Origin of the sequence: Sphingomonas faeni, assembly GCF_023195535.1 — a bacterium.
In the GTDB taxonomy this organism is placed as follows: Bacteria; Pseudomonadota; Alphaproteobacteria; order Sphingomonadales; family Sphingomonadaceae; genus Sphingomonas; species Sphingomonas faeni_B.
In genome coordinates this window covers 43,124-63,530 of record NZ_JALPNF010000005.1, presented here as the reverse complement: position 1 = coordinate 63,530, position 20,407 = coordinate 43,124, and the positions used below count along the sequence as shown (strand labels likewise).

The following is a 20,407-nucleotide window of genomic DNA, read 5'->3' as shown; positions in this document are numbered from 1 at the left end:
GGACCCACGGTTACAGGGGATAGCGGTCGTGGCTCTGGGTCCTGACTTTCGTCAGGATGACGGCGGTGGTTTGGTCGGGCGATACGCTTCTACGTCGATCTCGTGACGCTTGAGTTTGTCGTAGAAGGTCTTTCGCGGGATGCCGAGCGCGGCGAGTGCGGAGCGGACGTCGCCGTTGACCTGTTGCAGGGTCGCGCGGATCGTGGCTTCCTCGAACTTGTCGACGCGGGCGGGGAGGGGGATGTCGCTGTCTTCGTCGACTGCGTCCTCGGCTTCGACGCGGAGGACCAGACGCTTGGCGAGGTTGTCGAGTTCGCGGACGTTGCCGGGCCAGTCGTGCTGGCCGAGATAGGCGAGCGTTGCGGTGTCGATGGTCGGCACCTCGCGACCGAACCGTTCCGCCGCCTGGTGGAGCAGGTGGCCGAACAGCAGCGGGATATCGTCGCGACGTTCGCGCAACGGCGGGATGCGCAGGCGTACCGCGTCGAGGCGGAACAGGAGGTCGGCGCGGAACCGGCCGTCCTCGACCGCCTGTTCGAGGCCGGGTTTTGCCGCGGCGATCACGCGGAGATCAAGTGCGCGGGGGAGCTCGCCGCCGACCGGCATCACCTCGCGCTCCTCCAGTACGCGGAGCAGTTTCGCCTGGAATGCGGGGAGCGTGCTCTCGATTTCGTCGAGGAACAGCGTACCGCGGTTGGAGGCTTCGATCCGGCCGGTGCGCGGCAGGCGGGAATCACCGTCGTGGCCGAACAGCTCGATCTCGGCGACCGCCTCGGGCAGCGCGGCGCAGTTGACCGCGACGAACGGCCGCGAGCGACGGTTGCTCCAGCGGTGGAGTAGTACAGCGACGAGTTCCTTGCCGGTGCCGGTCTCGCCTTCGATCAGGACGTCGATATCGGCTTGCGCGATCTGGCGCATAGTCTCGCGAAGGCGAACCATCACCGGGGTTTCGCCGATCAGTGGCTCGGCACCGATCGTTTCCTCGGCGGCCGCTCTGAGTCGGCGGTTGTCGAGGACGAGGCGGCGCATTTCGAGCGCGCGCCTAGCGCCCGCGATCAGGTGATCGGTCGCGAACGGTTTGGGGATAAAGTCGAACGCGCCGTTCTTCAGCGCGGCGACCGCCATCGCGACATCGCCGTGGCCGGTCATCAGCAATACCGGGATTTCGTGGTCGATCGCCGCGATCCGGCGGAAGAGTTCGAGGCCGTCCATCTTCGGCATGCGGATGTCAGATACGATCGCACCGTCGAACCCGGCATGCACGCGGGCGAGCGCGACGGTCGGATCGCGCTCGGCGATCACCGCGATGCCCGCGAGTTCGAACGATTGCTCCAGCGCGCCGCGCAACACGTCGTCGTCGTCGACGAGCAGAACGGCTTGCTCGCTCATGCCTTCACCAGGATCATACGGAAAATGGCGCCTTCGGGAGCTGGGACGAGGTCGAGCGCGCCGCCGAACTCGGTCATGATGTCGCGCGCGATGCCGAGGCCGAGCCCGAGGCCGTCCTTCTTGCTGGTCGCGAACGGGGTGAAAAGGTGGTCGGCGATCGCCGCGTCGATGCCGGGGCCGTTGTCGGCGACGGTCAGCACGACGTCGCGGCCTTTCCGACCGACGGTGACGCTCACGCGCGCATCGCGCCGGTCGGCGACCGCGTCGAGCGCGTTCTGGAGGAGGTTGACCAGGACCTGCTCGAGGCGGACGCGGCCGGCGATGACCGTCAGCCGCGCTTCGGGGCCGGTGGGGAGGTCGAGCGTCACGCCTTTCGCGCGGAAGCGGTCGCCGATCAGCAGGCGTACGCCGTCGATCGCCTCGTCGAGCGCCACCGGGCCGATCGAGCCTGCGCCGCGCCGTGCATAGCGCCGCAACCCAGCGGTGATGGTGCCGATCCGGCTGGTGAGATCGACGATCGACTGGAGGTTGGTCGCCGCGCGCGCGGGTTCGCCGCGGTCGAGGAAGGCGGCGGCATTGTCGGCGAAGGTGCGGATCGCGGCGACCGGCTGGTTGATCTCGTGCGCGACGCTGGCGGTGATCGTGCCGATCGAGCCGACGCGGTTGGCGTGCGCCAGTTCCTCTCGCGCCTGGCGGAAACGCTGGTCGGACGCCTCGCGCTGTTCCACCTCGATCTGGAGGCGATCGGCGGTGGCGCGGAGTTCGGCGGTGCGGCGCGCGACCTCCGCCTCGAGTTCCGCCCGCGCGCCGGCGTTGCGCTTGCGACGCTCATAGAGCCACCACGCCGCCAGCATCGCCGCGATCGTCGCCAGCGCCGCGATCGCGGTCGCCCAGCGCGTTCGGGCGGCGGCGGTGCGCAGCGCGGCGTCGAGCGGTTCCATGTGTACCAGCCGCCAGCCCGCGATCGGCACCGGCAGTGACACCGTCACCGCCGGCGTCCCGTCCGAGAGACGCGCGCAATCGTCGTCGAGCAGGAGCGGTGCAGGTGCGAGCGGCGAGTTTCCGAACTGGCGGGTGGCGATCAGCGCGGCACGGCGCGCGGGCGCAAGCGCGCGGGTCGTGCGGAATTGCAGCGCCGGGTCGCTGGAGATCAGGATGATGCCGTCAGCGTCGGTCACGAAGGTCGCCATGTGGTCCTGGATCCACGCCCGCGCGATCTTGCCGAACTCGACCTTGACCACGACCACGCCGAGCGGCCGTCCGTCACGGTCGATCCGTCGCGAGAGATACAGGCCGGGGCGCCCGCTGACACTGCCGAGCGCGAAGAACTCGGTCGCGCCCGATGCCATCGCCTTGGTGAAATACTCGCGGTACCGGTAGTCATGGCCGAGGAAGCTGTCGGGCCGCGCGGCGTTCGACGCGGCGATCGTCATCCCCTGCGTGTCGAGCGCGTAGATCACCGGGGCGCCGGTCCGCTCCGCCAGCATCGCCAGCTTTTCGTTGAGCGCCGGGTCGACCCGTCCCGATGCGAGCGCGGCGCGCACCGCGGGATATTCGCCGAGCATGACCGGGAGCAGGCGATAGGTCTGCAACTCGGCTTCGAGCAGGCGGAGGTTGCTCCGCGTCTGCTGCACCGCGCGCATCCGGACGCTGGCGGTGACGTCGGCGACGGCGCGCGGACCGTAGATCGACGCGACTCCGGCGACGATCACGCCGAGCGCGGCGAATGCCAGCAACACCGTCAGCGCGGTGATGAAGAGAGGGGATCGAAGCCGCGCCATTTGTGCGGATTATCACACACGAACGGGGTTCGCCATCACTCAAACGCGGCATTTTCCACACATCTGAAACCCCGGTATGCCGACAAACAACGCAAAACCAACGTTTTATGCCGAGTGTGGCGTGGTCTTGTAGTCCCCGGTTCGGCCCGGCATTACCGTCGCCATAACGTCCCGTGGCAGTGGACGAGAGTTTCAGGAGGCGATGTTGACCCTACCATCCCAGACATATGGTGTCGCGGAAACGCCCGCGCGCAAGCGCTGGAGCGGCCAGCTATATATCCAGGTGCTGATCGCGATCGCGCTCGGCGCGGCGCTCGGGCATTTCTATCCGACCTACGGCGCGGCGCTGAAGCCGCTTGGCGACGCGTTCATCAAGCTGGTGAAGATGATCATCGCACCGGTGATCTTCCTGACGCTCGTCACGGGGATCGCGGGCATGAAGGAGCTCGGCTCGGTCGGCCGTGTCGCGGGCAAGGCGTTCGCCTACTTCCTGTTCTTCTCGACGCTGGCGCTGATCGTCGGCCTGATCGTGGCCAACGTTGTCCAGCCGGGCGCGGGGATGAACATCGACGCCGCCACGCTCGATACCAAGGGCATCGCGGATTATACCGTGAAGGCGCACGAGACGACGATCACCGGGTTCCTGATGAGCATCATCCCGGACACGATGGTCAGCGCGTTCACCGATGGTAACATCCTCCAGATCCTGCTGATCGCGATCCTGTTCGGCATCTCGCTGAGCCTGGTCGGCGAGCCTGCCAAGCCGGTGCTGAACTTCCTCGAGCGCCTCAGCCTGATCGTCTTCAAGCTGGTCGGCATCCTGATGCGCGCAGCCCCGCTGGGTGCGTTCGGCGCGATCGCCTTCACGATCGGCAAATACGGGATCGGCAGCCTCGCCAATCTCGGCGCGCTGGTCGCGACCTTCTACCTGACTGCGGCGCTGTTCGTGGTGGTCATCCTCGGCACCGTCGCGCGGCTCACCGGTTTCTCGATCTTCAAGCTGATCAAGTATCTGAAGGCCGAACTGCTGCTGGTGCTCGGCACGTCGTCGTCGGAAGCAGCCCTGCCGAACCTGATCCAGAAGATGGAAGCGGCAGGCTGCGAGAAGTCGGTTGTCGGACTGGTCGTGCCGACCGGCTATTCGTTCAACCTCGACGGCACCAACATCTACATGACGCTGGCGGCGCTGTTCATCGCGCAGGCGACCAACACGCACCTGACGCTCGGCCAGGAACTGCTGTTGCTCGTCGTGGCGATGATCTCGTCCAAGGGCGCGGCGGGCGTTACCGGTGCGGGCTTCATTACGCTAGCGGCCACGCTGTCGATCGTGCCGACCGTGCCGATCGCCGGCATGGCGCTGATCCTCGGCGTTGATCGCTTCATGAGCGAGTGCCGCAGCCTGACCAACTTCATCGGCAACGCGGTCGCGACGATCGTCGTGGCGCGCTGGGAAGGTGCCCTCGACCGCGACAAGCTCGACGCTGCCTTGTCGGGCAAGCTGCCCGAGCTGGCGCCGGCGCAGACGTCCGCGCCTATGACGGCCCCCACGACGGCCCCCACGACGGCTGCCCCCGCAATCGTCTAAAATGAGGGTGGCAGTCGCCCGGCAGCGGGCAGCCACCCCAGCAGTTCGAGGTGCTTTTATGATCCGTCCGTCCATCGGTGGAGCGCTGTGCGCGCTCGCCTCCTCCTTGCTCGCGTCCACCGCTATGGCCCAGACGGCTATAGCTCAGGCGGCGGGAGTTCAGACCGCGCCGGCGACCGATCCCGTGGCGGCGGAGCCCGCCGCCGATCCCGTCCCTCTCTCCGATGGCGTCTCCGCAGGTGTGCCCGCAACGGCCCCGCGCCAGCTGAGGGCGCGACGCAATCCCGTTTCGAAGGACCAGTCGGCCAGCGCTGCGTCGTCGCCAATCGCCGAGAGCTATCCCAATGCCGCGATCGGCGACGGGACGACCGCGGGTGGCTACAACCAGTCGCGCTGGGCGGAGGATTGGTCGAAGCTGCGCGATCCGGCCAAGCGCAAGGACATCGTCGACCAGCTGAAGTTCATCCCGATCGCCGCGGACGGCGAGGTGTATCTTACGCTGTCCGGCGAGGCGCGGTTGCGCGTCAACCAGACCACCAACCCCAATCTGCGCGATGCCGAAGCGCAGCGGCAGGATATCCTCCGTCTGTTCGGCGGTGCCGATCTGCATGTCGGCGAGCATTTCCGGTTCTACGGGGAATTGGCGCACGGCACGCTGGAGGGGCAGAATCTCGGCACCGCATTGCCCAATCTGCGCAACAAGCTGGCGGTGCAGCAGGCGTTCGTCGACGTGACCGGGACGGTCGCCGATGTCGATCTGGGCGTGCGCTATGGTCGGCAGACCTTTGCGGACGGTCCCAACCTGCTGGTCGTGCCGCGCGACAACAACACGCTGTATTTCGGGTTCAACGGCTTCCGCGCCTGGGCGCGGACGGCGGGCGTCCGCGCCGACGTGTTCGATTTCAAGCCGACCGCGTATGGCAATGGCGGCACCCAGGACGACAATGCGGAGAGCGATCGGCGGTTTTCGGGTATCTCGACCGGGATCGTCATGCCTGAATCGCTGTTCGGCGGATCGAAGCTGTACGTCGATCCCTTCCTCTGGCGGCTGCGCGATCGCTCGGTGACGTGGGGTGCCGACACGGCGCGCGAGGTGCGCAATTTCTACGGCCTGCACGTCTGGGGCGATGCCGGGCCGGTCAACCTCGACTGGACGGTCAACTATCAGGGCGGCAGCTACGACAACCGCTCGATCAAGGCGTGGCTGATACTCCTCGCGCAGACCTACAAGCTGGGCGAGGGCAAGAACGCGCCGCGCGTCGGCGTGCATGCGGATTATGCCAGCGGTGGTGGTGCGTATGGTACCGGCACGCTCCGGAACTCGCTCGCGCCGTTCGGCAACAACATCTATTACAGCTACCAGCTGTTCGCGACGCCGACCAACCTGATCGCGGTCGCGCCGAACTTCAGCTTCACCACGCTCGGCAAGCTGCGGCTGACGGCTGAATACCAGCTGTCGTGGCGCGATACGACGAGCGACGCGGTGTACCGTGCGAACGGGTCCGCGTTCGCCGGCACGCAGAACTTCGGAGGGAAGAAGATCGCCGACACGATCCGGTTCCAGGCGGTGTATCCGATCAGCTCGCGGCTGTCGTTCACCGGCCGGTACGAGCATCTGATCGCGGGACCGGCTCTGACGAATGCGGGGTACAAGAACTCGGACTTCCTGGCCGGGTGGATCAGCTACCGGTTCTGACCCGCTCCGTCATCCTGTCCTTCTCCCGTCATCCTGACGAAAGTCAGGACCCAGAGCCACGAAGTCAGTGCCTGGTACCCTGGGTCCTGACTTTCGTCAGGATGACGAGAAGGGCGGACGATACCGGCTGGATTAACCTGCGTCGCTCGGTCCAGCGTTTTCTCCGATTTCGACCATACCGGTCCTTCAATTTCTTATCTGACTGTGGCACATGGGCTCCAACATCAGGAGCACATGGCCATGGATCTCAGCTTCACGCCCGAAGAAGAATCGTTCCGCGACGAAGTTCGCGCGTTCTTCCGCGACAAACTCCCCGCGCGTCTCTCGACGCTGGTCCGCGAAGGCAAGCGCCTCCGCAAATCGGACATGGAGGAATGGCACGGTATCCTGAACGAGCGCGGCTGGCTGGCGAACCATTGGCCCGAGGAATGGGGCGGTCCGGGCTGGAGCGTGATCCAGCGCTTCATCTTCGACAATGAGTCTGCGCTTGCGCACGCGCCTCGCGTGGTCCCGTTCGGCGTCAACATGCTCGGGCCGGTGCTGATTAAATACGGTTCCGAGGAGCAGAAGAAGCATTGGTTGCCGCGCATCCTCGATGGCTCCGACTGGTGGTGTCAGGGCTATTCGGAGCCGGGCGCAGGCTCCGATCTCGCGGGCCTCAAGACGACGGCCGTGCGGAAAGGCGACGTCTATGTCGTCAACGGCCAGAAGACCTGGACCACGCTCGGCCAGCATGCCGACATGATCTTCTGCCTCGTCCGCACCGATCCGGCCGCCAAGAAGCAGGAGGGTATCTCGTTCCTGCTGATCGACATGAAGTCGCCCGGCATCGAAGTCCGCCCGATCACGCTGATCGACGGCGAGCAGGAGGTGAACGAGGTGTTCTTCACCGATGTCGAGGTGCCGATAGCCAACCTCGTCGGCGAGGAAAACCAGGGCTGGACCTACGCCAAATATCTGCTGACCTATGAGCGGACCAACATCGCCGGCGTCGGCTTCTCGATCGCGTCGTTCGAGCGGCTGAAGGAAGTCGCGCAGATGCAGAAGAAGGGCGGGCGTGCGCTGGCCGACGATCCGTTGTTCGCGGCACGGATGGCACGGGTCGAGATCGATTTGGCAAACATGCAGACGACCAACCTCCGCGTGCTGGCGGCGGTCGCGGGCGGCGGTGCGCCGGGTGCGGAGAGTTCGATGCTCAAGATCAAGGGCACCGAGATCCGCCAGGAGATCACCTCGCTGACCCGCCGCGCGTACGGATCGTACGCGGCGCCCTACATACCCGAGGCTCTGGAGGCCGGGTGGAACGGCGAGGATGTCGGCCCGGAGGACGCGGCAATGGCGGCGCCGAGCTATTTCAACAATCGCAAACTGTCGATCTTCGGCGGGTCGAACGAGATCCAGAAGAACATCATCTCCAAAGCCATCCTGGGTCTCTGATCACATGAACTTCGAACACACCGACGACCGCCGCATGCTCGCCGACACGCTCGTCCGGGCGCTGCGCGATGGGTATGCGATCGATACGCGCAATGCGGGGGCGTATAGCGAGGCAGGGTACGACCCGGCGGTCTGGCAGCATTTGAACGAGCTGGGCATCGTCTCGGCCTTGTTCGACGAGGCGGCGGGCGGTTTCGGCGGCAGCGGGTTCGACATCATGGTGGTGTTCGAGACGCTTGGTCGTGCGCTGGTGGTCGAGCCTTTCCTCGGTGCGCTGATGGCGGGGCGTGCGTTGGCGAAGGCCGGCGGACAGGACGAGACGCTGGCCGGCATCGTGTCGGGCGAGACGATCGCCGCGTTCGCACTCGATGACGGCGCCACGCCGGTGACCGCAACGAAGAGCGGCGATGGCTGGACGCTCAGCGGGACGAAGGCGGTCGTGCCGCAGGCGGGCGCCGCGGCGGTGTTCGTCGTGGTGGTCGAGCAGGACGGCGATCCGCTGGTGCTGGTCGTGCCCGCGGACACGGCGGGCGTGTCGGTGCGGAGCTACAACACCGTCGAGGGCGGCGCGGCCGGCGACGTGACGTTCGACGGCGCGACGCTCGGGGCGGAAGCGCGCCTCAGTGGCGAGGGGCAAGGGCAGGCGATCGTCGACGCGGCAGTCGGTGCGGGGTTACTCGCGCTGTCGGCCGAGGCGCTCGGCGCGATGGAATTCGTCAAGGAGGCGACGCTCGGCTATCTCCGCGACCGGAAGCAGTTCGGTGTGCCGATCGGCAAGTTCCAGGCGCTCCAGCACCGCATGGCGACCGTTCTGCTCGAGATCGAACAGGCGCAGTCGGCGGTGATCAACGCGGCGTCGGCATTCGACGGCGACGACGCGAAGGCGCGCGCACGGGCGCTGGCGGCGGCGAAATACACGATCGGGCGGACCGGGGCGTTGGTCGCAGAAGAGTCGATCCAACTCCACGGCGGGATCGGCATGACGTGGGAATACGCCGTCTCGCATTACGCCAAGCGCTTGGTGATGATCGACCACCAACTGGGCGACGAGGACCATCACCTCCAACGCTACATCGCGCTGGGGTGATCCGCATCCCGGCGCCGTCACCCTGACGAAAGTCAGGGCCCAGGGTCACGGGCGCTGTCGCTTATGGCTCTGGATCCTGACTTGCGTCAGGATGACGGTGGGCCTCAGGAGAACGGTGGCCGGAGGGCCTACCGCCCGCGCTTCCCGATCATCGGTCGCAGCCGCACGCCGAGGCAGATCACCGTCGGCCACAGCAGCGTGTTGAGGATATCCAGCGAGGTATCCTCCCACCGCCACGACCCGAAGTTCATCCGGTCCATGATCTCGTTGAACGCCTCGCCCGCGACGACGACCCACCACGGGATGAACGTCCCAAACGACCGCCGCGTGATCAGCCGCGCGATCATCAGCAGCGCCATGCCTGCGTGGATGTGCAGGATCGTATCGGGCAGCCCGGTGCCGTCGCCGATCCAGTCGATTATCTTGTGGTAGAGGGTCGGGATCACGCTGTTACTCCGGGCGAACTGCCGCCGTGGCTATACGGCGCTCAATTCCGAGCGGCAATCGCAGGCATCGTGCCCAGCATCAGCGGCTTCAACTCGCCGATGGTCGCGTCCAGCCAGGCGATGAACCGGTCGATCCGCGCGATCCGGCGGACGTCGCGGTGGACGACGAGCCAGAACGAGCGCGCGATGTCCACCGCTTCGGGCAGCACGCGCACCAGCCCCGGCATCCGGTCGCCGATGAAACACGGCAGGATCCCGCAGCCCGCCCCCGCCGCGATCAGCTCGGCCTGCGCGACGATGCTCGAACTGCGGATCGAGGCGTCGAGTCGGCTGTCTATCTCCGCCAGATAGCGAAGTTCCGGGGCATAGATCATGTCGGGCACGTACCCGATCAGCCGGTGCCGCATCAGGTCCGCGGTGGTCGCGATCGGCCCGGTCCGCGCGAGGTGATCCGGATGTGCGTAGAGGCCGAGATGATAGTCGGTGAGTTTCCGCGCCACCAACGGGCCGCTCTTGGGTCGCGCGAGCATCACCGCGATATCCGCCTCGCGCCGCGACGGATTGAGGAAGCCGGTCGACGCGATGAGGTCGACGGCGATCCGCGGATGCTGGTTGGTGAACGACGCGAGGCGCGGCGCGAGGATGCGGCTGCCGAAGCCTTCCGAGACGCTCAACCGGATCGGCCCGGCGAGCACGCCTGCATCGGTGCCAACGACTTCCTGGATGCCGAGTGCGGACGCTTCCATCGTCTCTGCATGCTCGAGCAGCGCTGCGCCACGCTCGGTCAGCGCGTAGCCGGCCACCGTCTGTTCGAACAACGTCGTCTGAAGCCTGCGTTCGAGCCGCTGTAACCGCCGCGAGACGGTCGTGGCGTCCTGCCCGAGCAGTTTTGCCGCTGGCCCAAGCCGGTGCGTGCGCGCCAAAGCGAGGAAATACCGGACGTCGTCCCAATCCATGAACGCCTCACCTTGAGCTGCATATCTGCAGAGCGAATCTGCAAACAGCCCCACTTGGCTGCGAAACGCTTATGGCGGACGATACGCGCAACTAGAAGAGGATGCCATGCGGACCATCGAGAATTTCGTGAGCGGTGCGGCCAGCACGGCCGAGCGCTTCGGCGACGTGTTCAACCCGAATTCGGGCGAGGTGCAGGCGCGGGTTCGGTTGTCGGGTGCGACCGATCTGGACCGCGCCGTCGCGGCCGCGCAGAAGGCGCAGCCTGCCTGGGCCGCGACCAACCCGCAGCGTCGAGCTCGCGTCATGTTCGAGTTCAAGCGGCTCGTCGAGGCGAACATGGACGAACTCGCGCGGCTGCTTTCGTCCGAGCACGGCAAGGTGATCGCGGATTCGAAGGGCGATATCCAGCGCGGGCTCGAGGTGATCGAGTTCTGCTGCGGCATCCCGCATATCCTCAAGGGCGAATACACGCAGGGCGCCGGGCCGGGGATCGACGTGTATTCGATGCGTCAGCCCCTAGGCATCGGCGCGGGCATCACGCCGTTCAACTTCCCGGCGATGATCCCGCTGTGGATGTCGGGCGTCGCGATCGCGACCGGCAACGCGTTTATCCTCAAGCCGTCCGAGCGCGATCCTTCGGTGCCGGTGCGGCTCGGCGAGCTGTTCGTCGAGGCGGGGCTGCCGGAGGGCATCTTTCAGGTCGTCCACGGCGACAAGGAAATGGTCGACGCGATCCTCGATCACCCGGCGATCTCGGCGGTCAGCTTCGTCGGATCGTCCGACATCGCGCATTACGTGTACCGCCGCGGCGTCGAGGCGGGCAAGCGCGTCCAGGCGATGGGCGGCGCGAAGAACCACGGCATCGTCATGCCCGACGCGGACCTCGACCAGGTCGTCGCCGACCTGTCGGGCGCAGCGTTCGGGAGCGCGGGCGAGCGCTGCATGGCGCTGCCGGTGGTGGTGCCGGTCGGCGAAAAGACCGCGATTGCGCTCCGCGAGAAACTGATCCCGGCGATCGCGGCTCTGCGCGTCGGCGTGTCGACCGATAACGACGCGCATTACGGCCCGGTGGTGAACGCGGCGCATCGCACCCGGATCGAGAACTGGATCCAGACCGGCGTCGACGAAGGTGCGGAACTGGTCGTCGATGGGCGCGGGTTTGCGTTGCAAGGGCACGAGAAGGGCTTCTTCATCGGTCCGTCGCTGTTCGATCACGTCACCACTGAGATGTCGGCGTACAAGGAGGAGATCTTCGGACCCGTTCTCCAGATCGTCCGCGCCGCCGATTTCGAGGAAGCCGTGCGTCTGCCGAGCGAGCATCAATACGGCAACGGCGTCGCGATCTTCACGCGCAACGGCCACGCCGCGCGCGAATTTGCGGCGCGGGTCAATGTCGGGATGGTGGGTATCAACGTGCCGATCCCGGTGCCGGTCGCGTATCATACGTTCGGCGGGTGGAAGCGCTCGGCGTTCGGGGACACCAACCAGCACGGCATGGAAGGCGTGAAGTTCTGGACCAAGGTCAAGACGATCACGCAGCGCTGGCCGGACGGGTCGGCCTTGCCGGCGATGGTCCAGGATGGTGGGCCTGCGCGCAACAACGACGCCTTCGTCATTCCGACGATGGGGTGAGTGGGGTGGGCGCTCCCAATCCCGTCATCCTGACGAACGTCAGGACCCAGAGCCACGGGCGTTGGGGCTCGTGGCTCTGGGTCCCGGGTCAAGCCCGGGATGACGGTTGGGGGAGCGGTCCGAATCCCAAGTCTTCCGCCAGATCGCGCCACGTCGGATTGTCAGCTTCGATCAGTTCGATTTTCCAGGCGCGGTGCCAGTTCTTCAATTGCTTTTCGCGAGCTATGACGCTTTCCATCGTGTTCGCCATCTCGAACCATACGAGCCGTTTGACACCCTACATTCGGGTAAAGCCCCCGAAGGACCCCGCACGATGCTGAGCGACCCGTGCCATCAGGTCGGAGGTTACGCCGATGTACAACGTACCGTTGCGCCAGCTCGCGAGGATGTAGACCGCCGGTTGCCGTCCCACGCCATTTCCCCCAATCGTCATCCTGACGCACGTCAGGACCCAGAGCCACGCATACCGGCGTCCGTGGCTCTGGGTGCCGGGTCAAGCCCGGCATGACGGAGATAGGACCACGATGAACCAGTTCACCTCCAACCAGTTCGACCTCACCGACGACCAGCGCGAGATCCAGGACCTCGCGCGCCGATTCACCGCCGACCGGATCACGCCGCATGCGGCCGAGTGGGACGAGAAACACATCTTCCCGCGCGACACGATCAAGGCGGCGGCCGAACTCGGCTTCGCGGCGATCTATGTCAGCGAGGAAAGCGGCGGGATCGCGCTTGGGCGGCTCGAGGCGGCGCTGATCATGGAGGCGATGTCGTATGGGTGTCCTTCGACGAGCGCGTTCATCAGCATTCACAACATGGCGGCTTGGATGATCGACCGGTTTGGTTCGCAGGGCGTGAAGGACAAGTACCTCCCCGATCTCGTGACGATGGACCGGCTCGCGAGCTATTGCCTGACCGAGCCGGGCTCTGGCTCCGACGCGGCGGCGCTGAAGACACGCGCGGTACGCGACGGTGACGACTGGATCGTGACCGGGTCGAAGCAGTTCATCTCGGGTGCGGGCGAGAACGAGGTGTATGTGACGATGGTCCGCACCGGTGAGGATGGCCCGAAGGGCATCTCGTGCCTGGTGATCGAGAAGGACATGCCGGGCGTGTCGTTCGGCGCGAACGAGAAGAAGCTTGGCTGGCATTCGCAACCGACGCGGCAGGTGATCTTCGACGGCGTCCGCGTGCCGGGCGCGAACATGGTCGGCGGCGAGGGCGAAGGCTTCCGGATCGCGATGATGGGACTCGACGGCGGGCGGCTGAACATCGGTGCGTGCTCGCTCGGGGGTGCGCAGCGGTGTCTCGACGAGGCGATCGCCTACACCCGCGACCGCAAGCAGTTCGGGAAGGCGATCGCCGATTTCCAGAACACGCAGTTCATGCTGGCGGACATGGCGACCGAATTGGAGGCGGCGCGCGCGCTGCTGTACATGGCGGCGGCGAAGGTGACGGCGAACGCGCCCGACAAGACCAAGTTCGCGGCGATGGCGAAGCGGCTGGCGACCGATACGGGGTCTTCGGTGGTCGATCGCGCGTTGCAGCTGCACGGCGGGTATGGGTATCTGCAGGACTACCCGATCGAACGCTTCTGGCGTGACCTGCGCGTGCATTCGATCCTTGAGGGGACGAACCAGGTCATGCGCATGATTGTCGGCCGCGAACTGACGCGGCAATGAGTCCGCGCAGCACTTTCGTCCCTCTTCTCTGCGTCCTCTGCGCCTCCGCGCGCAAAAACTTTTCGCGCGGAGGCGCAGAGAGCGCAGAGATTTTGCCCGAAAGGCTTGTGTCGTGACCGACCTGATCGTTGAACGTGAAGGGCCTGTCGGCCGTATTCGTTTGAACCGGCCCAAAGCGCTGCACGCGCTCAATCTCGGCATGTGCCAAGGCGTGCTCGAAGCGCTCGAAGCTTGGCGGGGCGATGCGGCGGTCGAGGCGATCGTGGTGGATCATGCCGAGGGGCGTGGGTTCTGTGCTGGCGGCGATATCCGCATGCTCGCCGCCTCGGGGGGGACCGACGGCGTCGAGGCGCGCGCGTTCTTTCATGCCGAGTATCGGATGAACCATCGGCTATTTACCTATGCCAAGCCGATCGTCGCGTTCATGGACGGGATCACGATGGGCGGCGGCGTTGGGCTGGCGCTGCCGTGCCGGTTCCAGGTTGCGACCGAGAACACCAAGTTCGCGATGCCGGAGACGGGGATCGGGCTGTTCCCGGACGTCGGCGGCGGCTGGTATCTGTCGCGGCTGCCGGGGCGGATCGGGCAGTATCTGGCGCTGACTGGACACCGGCTGGATGGCGCGGAGTGTCTCGCGCTCGGGTTGGCGACGCATTTTCTGGCGAGCGACGCGCTCGACACCGCCAAGGCGCGGATTGCGGAGACGCCGCAGGATATTGCCGGCGTACTCGATGCACTGGCGACTTCGCCGCCCGACGCGAAAATTCTTGCCCGGAAGGACGACATCGACCGGCTGTTCGCGTCGGACGTGCTGGAGGAAATCTACGGCGCGCTCGAAGCCGATGGTGGCGAGTGGGCGACGCAGACGCGCGCGACGCTCAAGACCAAGTCGCCGCAGACGATGAAGGTGTCGTTGCGGCTGCTCCACGAAGGTGCGGCGATGGCCAGTTTCGCGGACGAGATGCGGCAGGAATATGCGGTCGGCGCGCATGTCGTGCAGCGGCATGACTTCATCGAAGGCGTGCGCGCGGTGATCGTCGACAAAGACAACGCGCCGCGCTGGGATCCGGCCACGCCCGATGCTGTGACCGATCATGTGATCGACCAGATCTTCGCGCCGTTGCCGGAGAACGAGGCGTGGACGCCGGGTTGAATAGAAAACACGTCACCCCAGCGGAAGCTGGGGTCTCATCATTATCGGGAGACCCCAGCTTCCGCTGGGGTGACGGGATAGGAGAGATTGAATGGCCGACTACGAAACGATCCTGGTCGAGCAGCGCGGTGGCGTCACGCTTGTCACGTTGAACCGGCCACAGGCGCTGAACGCGCTCAACTCGCAGGTGCTGGCGGACCTCATCGCTGCGTTTGCCGCGTTCGATGCGGATGCTTCCCAGGGGTGCGCGGTGCTGACTGGTAGCGCCAAGGCGTTCGCGGCGGGAGCGGACATCAAGGAGATGCAGTCGCAGGGGTTCGCGGACATGTATGCGAGCAACTTCTTCGCCGGGTGGGAGAATTTCACGCGGACGCGCAAACCGGTGATCGCGGCGGTCGCGGGCTATGCGCTTGGCGGCGGGTGCGAACTGGCGATGATGTGCGACTTCATCCTCGCCGCCGATACCGCGAAGTTCGGCCAGCCGGAGATCAAGCTGGCGGTGTCGCCGGGCATGGGCGGATCGCAGCGGCTCACGCGCGCGGTCGGCAAGGCGAAGGCGATGGAGATGTGCCTGACCGGGCGGATGATGGACGCCGCCGAAGCCGAGCGCGCGGGGCTCGTGTCGCGGATCGTGCCGGCGGACGAACTGGTCGAGGAGGCGGTGAAGACCGCCGCGACGATCGCGGCGATGGCGCCGCTGGCGGTGCTGGCGAACAAGGAAATGGTCAACGCCGCGTTCGAGACGGGGCTCGCGCAGGGCGTCCAGTTCGAGCGGCGGCTGTTCCACGGGTTGTTCGGGACCGCGGACCAGAGCGAGGGCATGGCGGCATTTGTCGAGAAGCGCGCCGGGAACTGGACGGGAAAGTAGCGTCCGGCCTGCGCTCCCGTCATCCTGACGAAAGTCAGGACCCAGAGCCCAGCAGCGCCGACGCCTGTAACCTTGGGTCCTGACTTTCGTCAGGATGACAGGGTATTTGGTTGAGAAGCACGGACGACAAAGTCGCTGTGAATTGAGGAGAGAGAGCATGGCACGGATCGGATTCATCGGGCTCGGCAACATGGGCGGCGGGATGGCGGCGAACCTCGCCAAAAAGGGCCACGACGTTCGTGCGTTCGACTTGAGCGCGGACGCGCTGGACAAGGCGAAGACCGCCGGCTGCCTGCCGGTCGCGTCCGCGGCCGAAGCCGCCGATGGCGCCGAGGCGATCGTGACGATGCTCCCGGCGGGCAAGCATGTCGCCGAGGTCTATGATGCGCTGTTCGGCGTCGCCCCGGCGTCCGCGATCCTGATCGACTGTTCGACGATCGACGTCGCCACCGCCAAGCAGGTCGCCGAAGCCGCGCAGGCCAAGGGGCTTGTTGCGGTCGATGCGCCGGTGTCGGGCGGGATCGGCGCGGCGAATGCGGGCACGCTGACCTTCATGGTCGGCGGTTCGGCCGAAGCGTTCGGGCGGGCTCAGCCCATCCTCGCGGACATGGGCAAGGCCGTCATCCACGCGGGCGCAAACGGCGCGGGGCAGGCGGCAAAGATCTGCAACAACATGATCCTCGGCGCGACGATGATCGCGACCTGCGAGGCGTTCGCGCTGGCAGAGAAACTTGGGCTCGATGCGCAGGCATTCTACGACATCGCGAGCGTGTCGTCGGGCCAGAGCTGGTCGATGACCACCTATGCGCCGCTGCCGGGGATCGGTCCTGATACGCCCGCCGATCACGACTATCAGGGCGGCTTCGCGGCGGCGCTGATGTTGAAGGACCTGCGGCTCGCGATGGCAGCGGCGAAGGATGTCGGCGCGGATACGCCGATGGGCGCGAAGGCTGCCGAGCGCTACGAAGCGTTCGCCGAGGCCGGGCAGGGGAGCCTCGATTTCTCGGCGATCATCCGCACGTTACAAGACTAAGCCCTAAAAGAAGCGGATCAGCATCAGTAGCAGGCCGAGGATCGATACCATCCAGCACAGGCTGCGGATATATTTGATCCCGAACAGGTACAGCGGGATGTAGGCGATCCGCGCGCCGAACCAGAGCCACCCGCCGATCGCACCGATGCCGCCGGTGCGATCGGTGACGGCCAGTCCCAGCGCGAGCGCGACGAAGACCGGATAGGTCTCCTGGAAATTCTTCAGTGCTCGCTCGGCGCGGCCTGCCATCTCGCCGAGGGGCTTCTGCTCGCCGTCGCGCGGCCCGGCGTTCCAGTCTAGCCCGCGGTCGCGCGTCGCGGTCTGGCCCTGGATCATCACATAGGCGAACAGCAGGACCGTCGACCAGCCGAGCAGCAGCAATTCGGTAGGCAGCGTCATGATCGATCTCCGCAGGGGGCCAGCGGATTTCGAACGCCGCTATGCCAGCGAGGTTGCGCTGGGTTGGACGGGATTGGCAAGCTGGCGTGCATCGCGGGCGCGGTGGAACGCGCGGTCGGCATCGTCGATGGCACAGAGCAGGCTGCCGAAGCACGGCACCTCGTCGATCGGATAGACACGCGACAGGTCATGGCCGAGCGCGAAAACGTCGCGCTGCGTGAGCAACCCGATCGCGACGATGCGGTCTTGATCAGGCATATGTCAGGCTCCAGTGGTGTAACACACGTTAACACGTCTGAGCTGCTATGTATCAGTAATATCGGATAAAGAGGCCAAGCGAGCCTTAGCCGAGGCCAAGTCGTTCGCGCGCCTGCCACCGGGCGATCATCAGCACCGAAACCACCGCCAGTCCGGCCGCCAGCCCTGTCCAGATGCCGACCCCGCCCCAGTCGCGCCCGAAGGCGAGCCATGCGCCGACACCGATGCCGATCCCCCAATAGCCGATAGCGGCGAAGATCATCGGCACCTTGGTATCGCCCAGCCCGCGCAACATCCCCGCGCCGATCACCTGCGCGCCGTCGACCACCTGGAACACCGCGGCGACCGCGAGCAGCGAGATCGCCAGCGCCACGACGGGCGCATTGGCAGGCGCATCGACGTCGAGGATGATGCCGATCAGGAGTTGCGGGGCGAGGATCAAAAGCGCGGCGGTCAGCACCATGAATCCTTCGCCGATCGCGAACGCGGCCCAGCCTGCGCGTCCTATGCCGGCACGGTCGCCGCGTCCGGAGGCGAGCCCGACGCGGACGGTTGCGGCTTGCGCGATGCCGAGCGGGACCATGAAGGTGACGCCGGCGATCTGGATCGCGATCGCGTGTGCGGCAAGCGGTACGGTGCCGAGCAACCCCATCAGGAAGACCGCGGCGATGAACACCGTGGATTCGAACCCGAGCGTGATCGCGATCGGCAGCCCGAGCGTCCAGACCGCGCGGTATCGCGGCCAGTCGGCGCGCCAGAACCGGCCGAGCAGGCGATAGCGGCGGAACGGCCTTGCGTAGACGATGATGGCGGCCATCGCGACGAAGCTGAGGCCGTTGGCGATGCTGCTCGCCATCCCCGAGCCGAGCAGGCCGAGCGCGGGGAGGGCCGCATGGCCGAAGATCAGCAGCCAGTTGAGCGCGGCGTTGACGACCAGCAGCCCGACCATCACCACCAGCGACCAACCCGGCCGTTCGAGCGCGGCGACGAACGCGCGCAGCACGAGGAAAGCGAGGCTCGGCAGCATGCCCCACATGACGGCGCGCACGAACCGCGCCGCGTCGTGTGCGAGCAGCGGATCCTGATCGAGCAGGTGCACGAGGATCGCCTCGGCATTCCAGAGAATGATCCAGGACGGGATGCAGAGCGTGGCCGCGACCCAGATCGTCTGCCGCACGGTCCGCCGGATATCGCGCACGGCATGCGGCCGCGCACCCCGCTCGCGCGCGATCATCGGGACCGCGGCGGTGGTGAGGCCCATGCCGAAGACGAGGAACACGAGATAGAGGTTCAGCCCCAGCGTCGCCGCCGCCAACGTGTCGGGCCCGAGCCGTCCCAGCATCGCGACGTCGGTCGCGCCGACCAGCGCCTGGGCGAGGTTCGTCGCGACCAGCGGCCAGGCGAGTTTCAGCGTGGCGGTGAATTCGGCGCGCCAGGGGCGGGGCGGGGTGGACGTCATGCGCTGGCTTTAGCCGGGTTCACGGGCAAGTCGATTATTCCTGCTTACCCTCCCCTGTCAGGGGAGGTGTCGCCGCAGGCGACGGAGGGGTGACCCGCTATCGAAAGGGCGATACCCCCCCGTCTGGCAAGAGCCAGCCACCTCCCCTGCCAGGGGAGGATCGGTGTGGAGCGATCCGGTACGAAAGGCGCGCGACGATCCCGCGACGTTTTCTCGACCACCCCGTGGTTTCCCAACCACCCCGGGTTCCGCAACCCCTTCCCGTCATCCTGACGAAAGTCAGGACCCAGGGTAACGAACGGTGTCTTGTGTGGCTCTGGATCCTGACTTTCGTCAGGATGACGGTGGGGTGTTTGGCGCGCTCAACTCCCGACCCTCCGGCATCCTACCGCATCAATCCGGCAGCGCGGAGGGCGTTTTCGATGGTCGCCTGGATTCCGGTAGGTGCCTCGGCGCGAGGCTTCGGCGCAGACTTCGCCGCGGGTTTCGACGAGACCGGGATCGCGATCTTCGCGACGCGTTCGACCGGCGCCGGCTTGGCCGCAGTCTCCGCCTTCGCCGCCGCAACCAGCCCCCAGGACTTGGCAATAACCGCCGTGCTCGAAATCCCGACGTCGAGCATGAACGGCCCAGCGGCGCCCAGTCGCTCGCCGCGCAGCGGGTCGATCGGCGTCCCGTGACCCATGCCCGGCACGGTCCAGTCCTCGACGACGTCACGTCCCTCGGCATCCGACCAGATCCGGTGGACCGCGGTGCCTACCCGCTCCGTGCGTACGGCGGTCGCGTCGACGCCGTGGATGCCGCGCCACTGTCGCGCGATCGTGTCCGCATTCGCGATGCTGACCGTAGCGTCCGCGCCGCCGTGCCAGATCGCCAGCGTCGGCCAGCGCCCGTCATGCCCGCGCGAGCCGCTGCGAACCGCGTCGGCCAGCGCGACGTCGCTGGTGTCGCCATGCCCGCGCATCCGGTCGAGCGCCTGCGACACGCCGGTCGCGGTGCCGTACGCCAGCCCGCCGATCACCGCGCCGCCCGCGAACAGGTCCGGCCGGGTCGCCAGCATCGCCACCGTCATTGCGCCCCCTGCCGACAAGCCGGTGACGTACACGCGGCTGCGGTCGAGGCCGTGGCGGGCGATCATCGTCTCGGTCATCTGCGCGATCGATTCCGCCTCGCCGCCAGCTTGCGCGGTGTCCTCCGACGCGAACCAGTTGAAGCAGAGGTTGGGATTGTTCGCGCGGGTCTGCTCGGGAAACAGCAGCGCGAAGCCGGCACGGTCCGCGAGCTTCGACCAGCCCGACCCGTGATCATAGCCTGCCGCGGTCTGCGTGCAGCCGTGCAGGACGACGACCAGAGCCGCGCCCGCTGGCAGGTCCTTGGGCACGTAGCTGTGCCCAAGCAGCGCGCCCGGGTTAGTCCCGAACTCGATCAGCGGCGTCAGGCGGCTCGGCACGGTCTCGCGCGGCGTCGGTGCCCCGGCACGCGCCATGCGGGCGATGGTATCGGCGATGTTTCTCACGTGAATCGAGCCTTTCGTCGCAAGCGTAC

Annotated in this window: 17 protein-coding genes and 1 pseudogene; 9 read left to right on the top strand and 9 right to left on the bottom strand. The window is 66.5% G+C overall.

Annotated elements, in window-relative coordinates; genetic code table 11:
• Positions 1-51: 51 nt before the first annotated feature.
• Positions 52-1,389, bottom strand: coding sequence for a sigma-54-dependent transcriptional regulator (locus SPHN_RS11365; RefSeq protein ID WP_248523405.1), 1,338 nt, complete (start codon positions 1,387-1,389; stop codon positions 52-54).
• On the bottom strand, positions 1,386-3,170 hold the full coding sequence (locus SPHN_RS11360) for a sensor histidine kinase (RefSeq protein WP_248523403.1): 1,785 nt from the start codon (positions 3,168-3,170) through the stop codon (positions 1,386-1,388). Before SPHN_RS11360 ends, SPHN_RS11365 begins: the two co-directional genes overlap by 4 nt.
• Positions 3,171-3,375: 205 nt before the next feature.
• Between SPHN_RS11360 and SPHN_RS11355 the strand changes: the two genes are divergently transcribed.
• The 4 genes from SPHN_RS11355 to SPHN_RS11340 all read left to right on the top strand — a co-directional run bounded on the left by SPHN_RS11355 (position 3,376) and on the right by SPHN_RS11340 (position 8,975).
• Positions 3,376-4,755 (top strand): dicarboxylate/amino acid:cation symporter, encoded by a 1,380-nt coding sequence (locus SPHN_RS11355; RefSeq protein WP_282580541.1) that lies wholly within the window; start codon positions 3,376-3,378, stop codon positions 4,753-4,755.
• A 58-nt stretch (positions 4,756-4,813) separates the two neighbouring features.
• Positions 4,814-6,451, top strand: coding sequence for an alginate export family protein (locus SPHN_RS11350; RefSeq protein WP_248523401.1), 1,638 nt, complete (start codon positions 4,814-4,816; stop codon positions 6,449-6,451).
• 240 nt (positions 6,452-6,691) lie between these two features.
• Entirely contained in the window at positions 6,692-7,888 is a 1,197-nt protein-coding gene (locus SPHN_RS11345; RefSeq protein WP_248523669.1) for an acyl-CoA dehydrogenase family protein, read from the top strand.
• A gap of 4 nt (positions 7,889-7,892) precedes the next feature.
• The gene (locus tag SPHN_RS11340) at positions 7,893-8,975 is read left to right on the top strand and encodes an acyl-CoA dehydrogenase family protein (protein ID WP_248523399.1); all 1,083 of its coding nucleotides are present in this window, start codon (positions 7,893-7,895) and stop codon (positions 8,973-8,975) included.
• A gap of 128 nt (positions 8,976-9,103) precedes the next feature.
• On the opposite strand, the gene SPHN_RS11335 is transcribed toward SPHN_RS11340, so the two are convergent.
• A complete protein-coding gene (locus SPHN_RS11335; RefSeq protein WP_248523397.1) occupies positions 9,104-9,421 on the bottom strand; it encodes a hypothetical protein in 318 nt (105 codons plus the stop codon).
• A gap of 41 nt (positions 9,422-9,462) precedes the next feature.
• Positions 9,463-10,377 (bottom strand): LysR family transcriptional regulator, encoded by a 915-nt coding sequence (locus tag SPHN_RS11330; RefSeq protein WP_248523395.1) that lies wholly within the window; start codon positions 10,375-10,377, stop codon positions 9,463-9,465.
• A 106-nt stretch (positions 10,378-10,483) separates the two neighbouring features.
• On the opposite strand from SPHN_RS11330, the gene SPHN_RS11325 reads away from it, so the two are divergent.
• Positions 10,484-12,010 carry a CoA-acylating methylmalonate-semialdehyde dehydrogenase gene (locus tag SPHN_RS11325; protein ID WP_248523393.1) on the top strand — a complete coding sequence of 509 codons (1,527 nt, stop codon included), beginning with the start codon at positions 10,484-10,486 and terminating at the stop codon, positions 12,008-12,010.
• Between the two features lie 88 nt (positions 12,011-12,098).
• Here SPHN_RS11325 and SPHN_RS11320 read toward each other — a convergent pair.
• Positions 12,099-12,443 (bottom strand): annotated as a pseudogene (locus tag SPHN_RS11320) (GIY-YIG nuclease family protein).
• A gap of 91 nt (positions 12,444-12,534) precedes the next feature.
• On the opposite strand from SPHN_RS11320, the gene SPHN_RS11315 reads away from it, so the two are divergent.
• The 4 genes from SPHN_RS11315 (at position 12,535) to mmsB (ending at position 16,746) form a co-directional block, all read left to right on the top strand.
• Complete coding sequence (locus SPHN_RS11315) at positions 12,535-13,692, top strand: acyl-CoA dehydrogenase family protein (protein ID WP_248523391.1); 1,158 nt, start codon at positions 12,535-12,537, stop codon at positions 13,690-13,692.
• A 112-nt stretch (positions 13,693-13,804) separates the two neighbouring features.
• Positions 13,805-14,845 (top strand): enoyl-CoA hydratase/isomerase family protein, encoded by a 1,041-nt coding sequence (locus SPHN_RS11310; protein WP_248523389.1) that lies wholly within the window; start codon positions 13,805-13,807, stop codon positions 14,843-14,845.
• Positions 14,846-14,936: 91 nt separating this feature from the next.
• Positions 14,937-15,713 carry an enoyl-CoA hydratase gene (locus SPHN_RS11305; protein WP_248523387.1) on the top strand — a complete coding sequence of 259 codons (777 nt, stop codon included), beginning with the start codon at positions 14,937-14,939 and terminating at the stop codon, positions 15,711-15,713.
• Positions 15,714-15,807: 94 nt separating this feature from the next.
• Positions 15,808-16,746, top strand: a complete 939-nt coding sequence (gene mmsB, locus SPHN_RS11300) for a 3-hydroxyisobutyrate dehydrogenase (RefSeq protein WP_282580540.1) — start codon at positions 15,808-15,810, stop codon at positions 16,744-16,746.
• 3 nt (positions 16,747-16,749) lie between these two features.
• Here the strand turns inward: mmsB and SPHN_RS11295 are convergent, their stop codons facing one another.
• The 4 genes from SPHN_RS11295 to SPHN_RS11280 form a co-directional block, all read right to left on the bottom strand.
• Positions 16,750-17,145 (bottom strand): MAPEG family protein, encoded by a 396-nt coding sequence (locus SPHN_RS11295; RefSeq protein WP_248523383.1) that lies wholly within the window; start codon positions 17,143-17,145, stop codon positions 16,750-16,752.
• Between the two features lie 39 nt (positions 17,146-17,184).
• Entirely contained in the window at positions 17,185-17,403 is a 219-nt protein-coding gene (locus SPHN_RS11290; protein ID WP_187504449.1) for a hypothetical protein, read from the bottom strand.
• A gap of 85 nt (positions 17,404-17,488) precedes the next feature.
• On the bottom strand, positions 17,489-18,862 hold the full coding sequence (locus SPHN_RS11285; protein WP_248523381.1) for an MATE family efflux transporter: 1,374 nt from the start codon (positions 18,860-18,862) through the stop codon (positions 17,489-17,491).
• A 385-nt stretch (positions 18,863-19,247) separates the two neighbouring features.
• Positions 19,248-20,378 (bottom strand): extracellular catalytic domain type 1 short-chain-length polyhydroxyalkanoate depolymerase, encoded by a 1,131-nt coding sequence (locus SPHN_RS11280; protein WP_248523379.1) that lies wholly within the window; start codon positions 20,376-20,378, stop codon positions 19,248-19,250.
• Between the last annotated feature and the right edge of the window lie 29 nt (positions 20,379-20,407).

Excerpts from the sequence above, each read along its gene's own strand:
- SPHN_RS11365 (WP_248523405.1), bottom strand. The coding sequence starts at position 1,389 with ATGAGCGAGCAAGCCGTTCTGCTCGTCGACGACGACGACGTGTTGCGC.
- SPHN_RS11325 (WP_248523393.1), top strand. The coding sequence starts at position 10,484 with ATGCGGACCATCGAGAATTTCGTGAGCGGTGCGGCCAGCACGGCCGAG.
- SPHN_RS11345 (WP_248523669.1), top strand. The coding sequence starts at position 6,692 with ATGGATCTCAGCTTCACGCCCGAAGAAGAATCGTTCCGCGACGAAGTT.
- SPHN_RS11350 (WP_248523401.1), top strand. The coding sequence starts at position 4,814 with ATGATCCGTCCGTCCATCGGTGGAGCGCTGTGCGCGCTCGCCTCCTCC.
- mmsB (WP_282580540.1), top strand. The coding sequence starts at position 15,808 with ATGACAGGGTATTTGGTTGAGAAGCACGGACGACAAAGTCGCTGTGAA.
- SPHN_RS11340 (WP_248523399.1), top strand. The coding sequence starts at position 7,893 with ATGAACTTCGAACACACCGACGACCGCCGCATGCTCGCCGACACGCTC.
- SPHN_RS11360 (WP_248523403.1), bottom strand. The coding sequence starts at position 3,170 with ATGGCGCGGCTTCGATCCCCTCTCTTCATCACCGCGCTGACGGTGTTG.
- SPHN_RS11285 (WP_248523381.1), bottom strand. The coding sequence starts at position 18,862 with ATGACGTCCACCCCGCCCCGCCCCTGGCGCGCCGAATTCACCGCCACG.
- SPHN_RS11315 (WP_248523391.1), top strand. The coding sequence starts at position 12,535 with ATGAACCAGTTCACCTCCAACCAGTTCGACCTCACCGACGACCAGCGC.
- SPHN_RS11295 (WP_248523383.1), bottom strand. The coding sequence starts at position 17,145 with ATGACGCTGCCTACCGAATTGCTGCTGCTCGGCTGGTCGACGGTCCTG.
- SPHN_RS11330 (WP_248523395.1), bottom strand. The coding sequence starts at position 10,377 with ATGGATTGGGACGACGTCCGGTATTTCCTCGCTTTGGCGCGCACGCAC.
- SPHN_RS11290 (WP_187504449.1), bottom strand. The coding sequence starts at position 17,403 with ATGCCTGATCAAGACCGCATCGTCGCGATCGGGTTGCTCACGCAGCGC.
- SPHN_RS11305 (WP_248523387.1), top strand. The coding sequence starts at position 14,937 with ATGGCCGACTACGAAACGATCCTGGTCGAGCAGCGCGGTGGCGTCACG.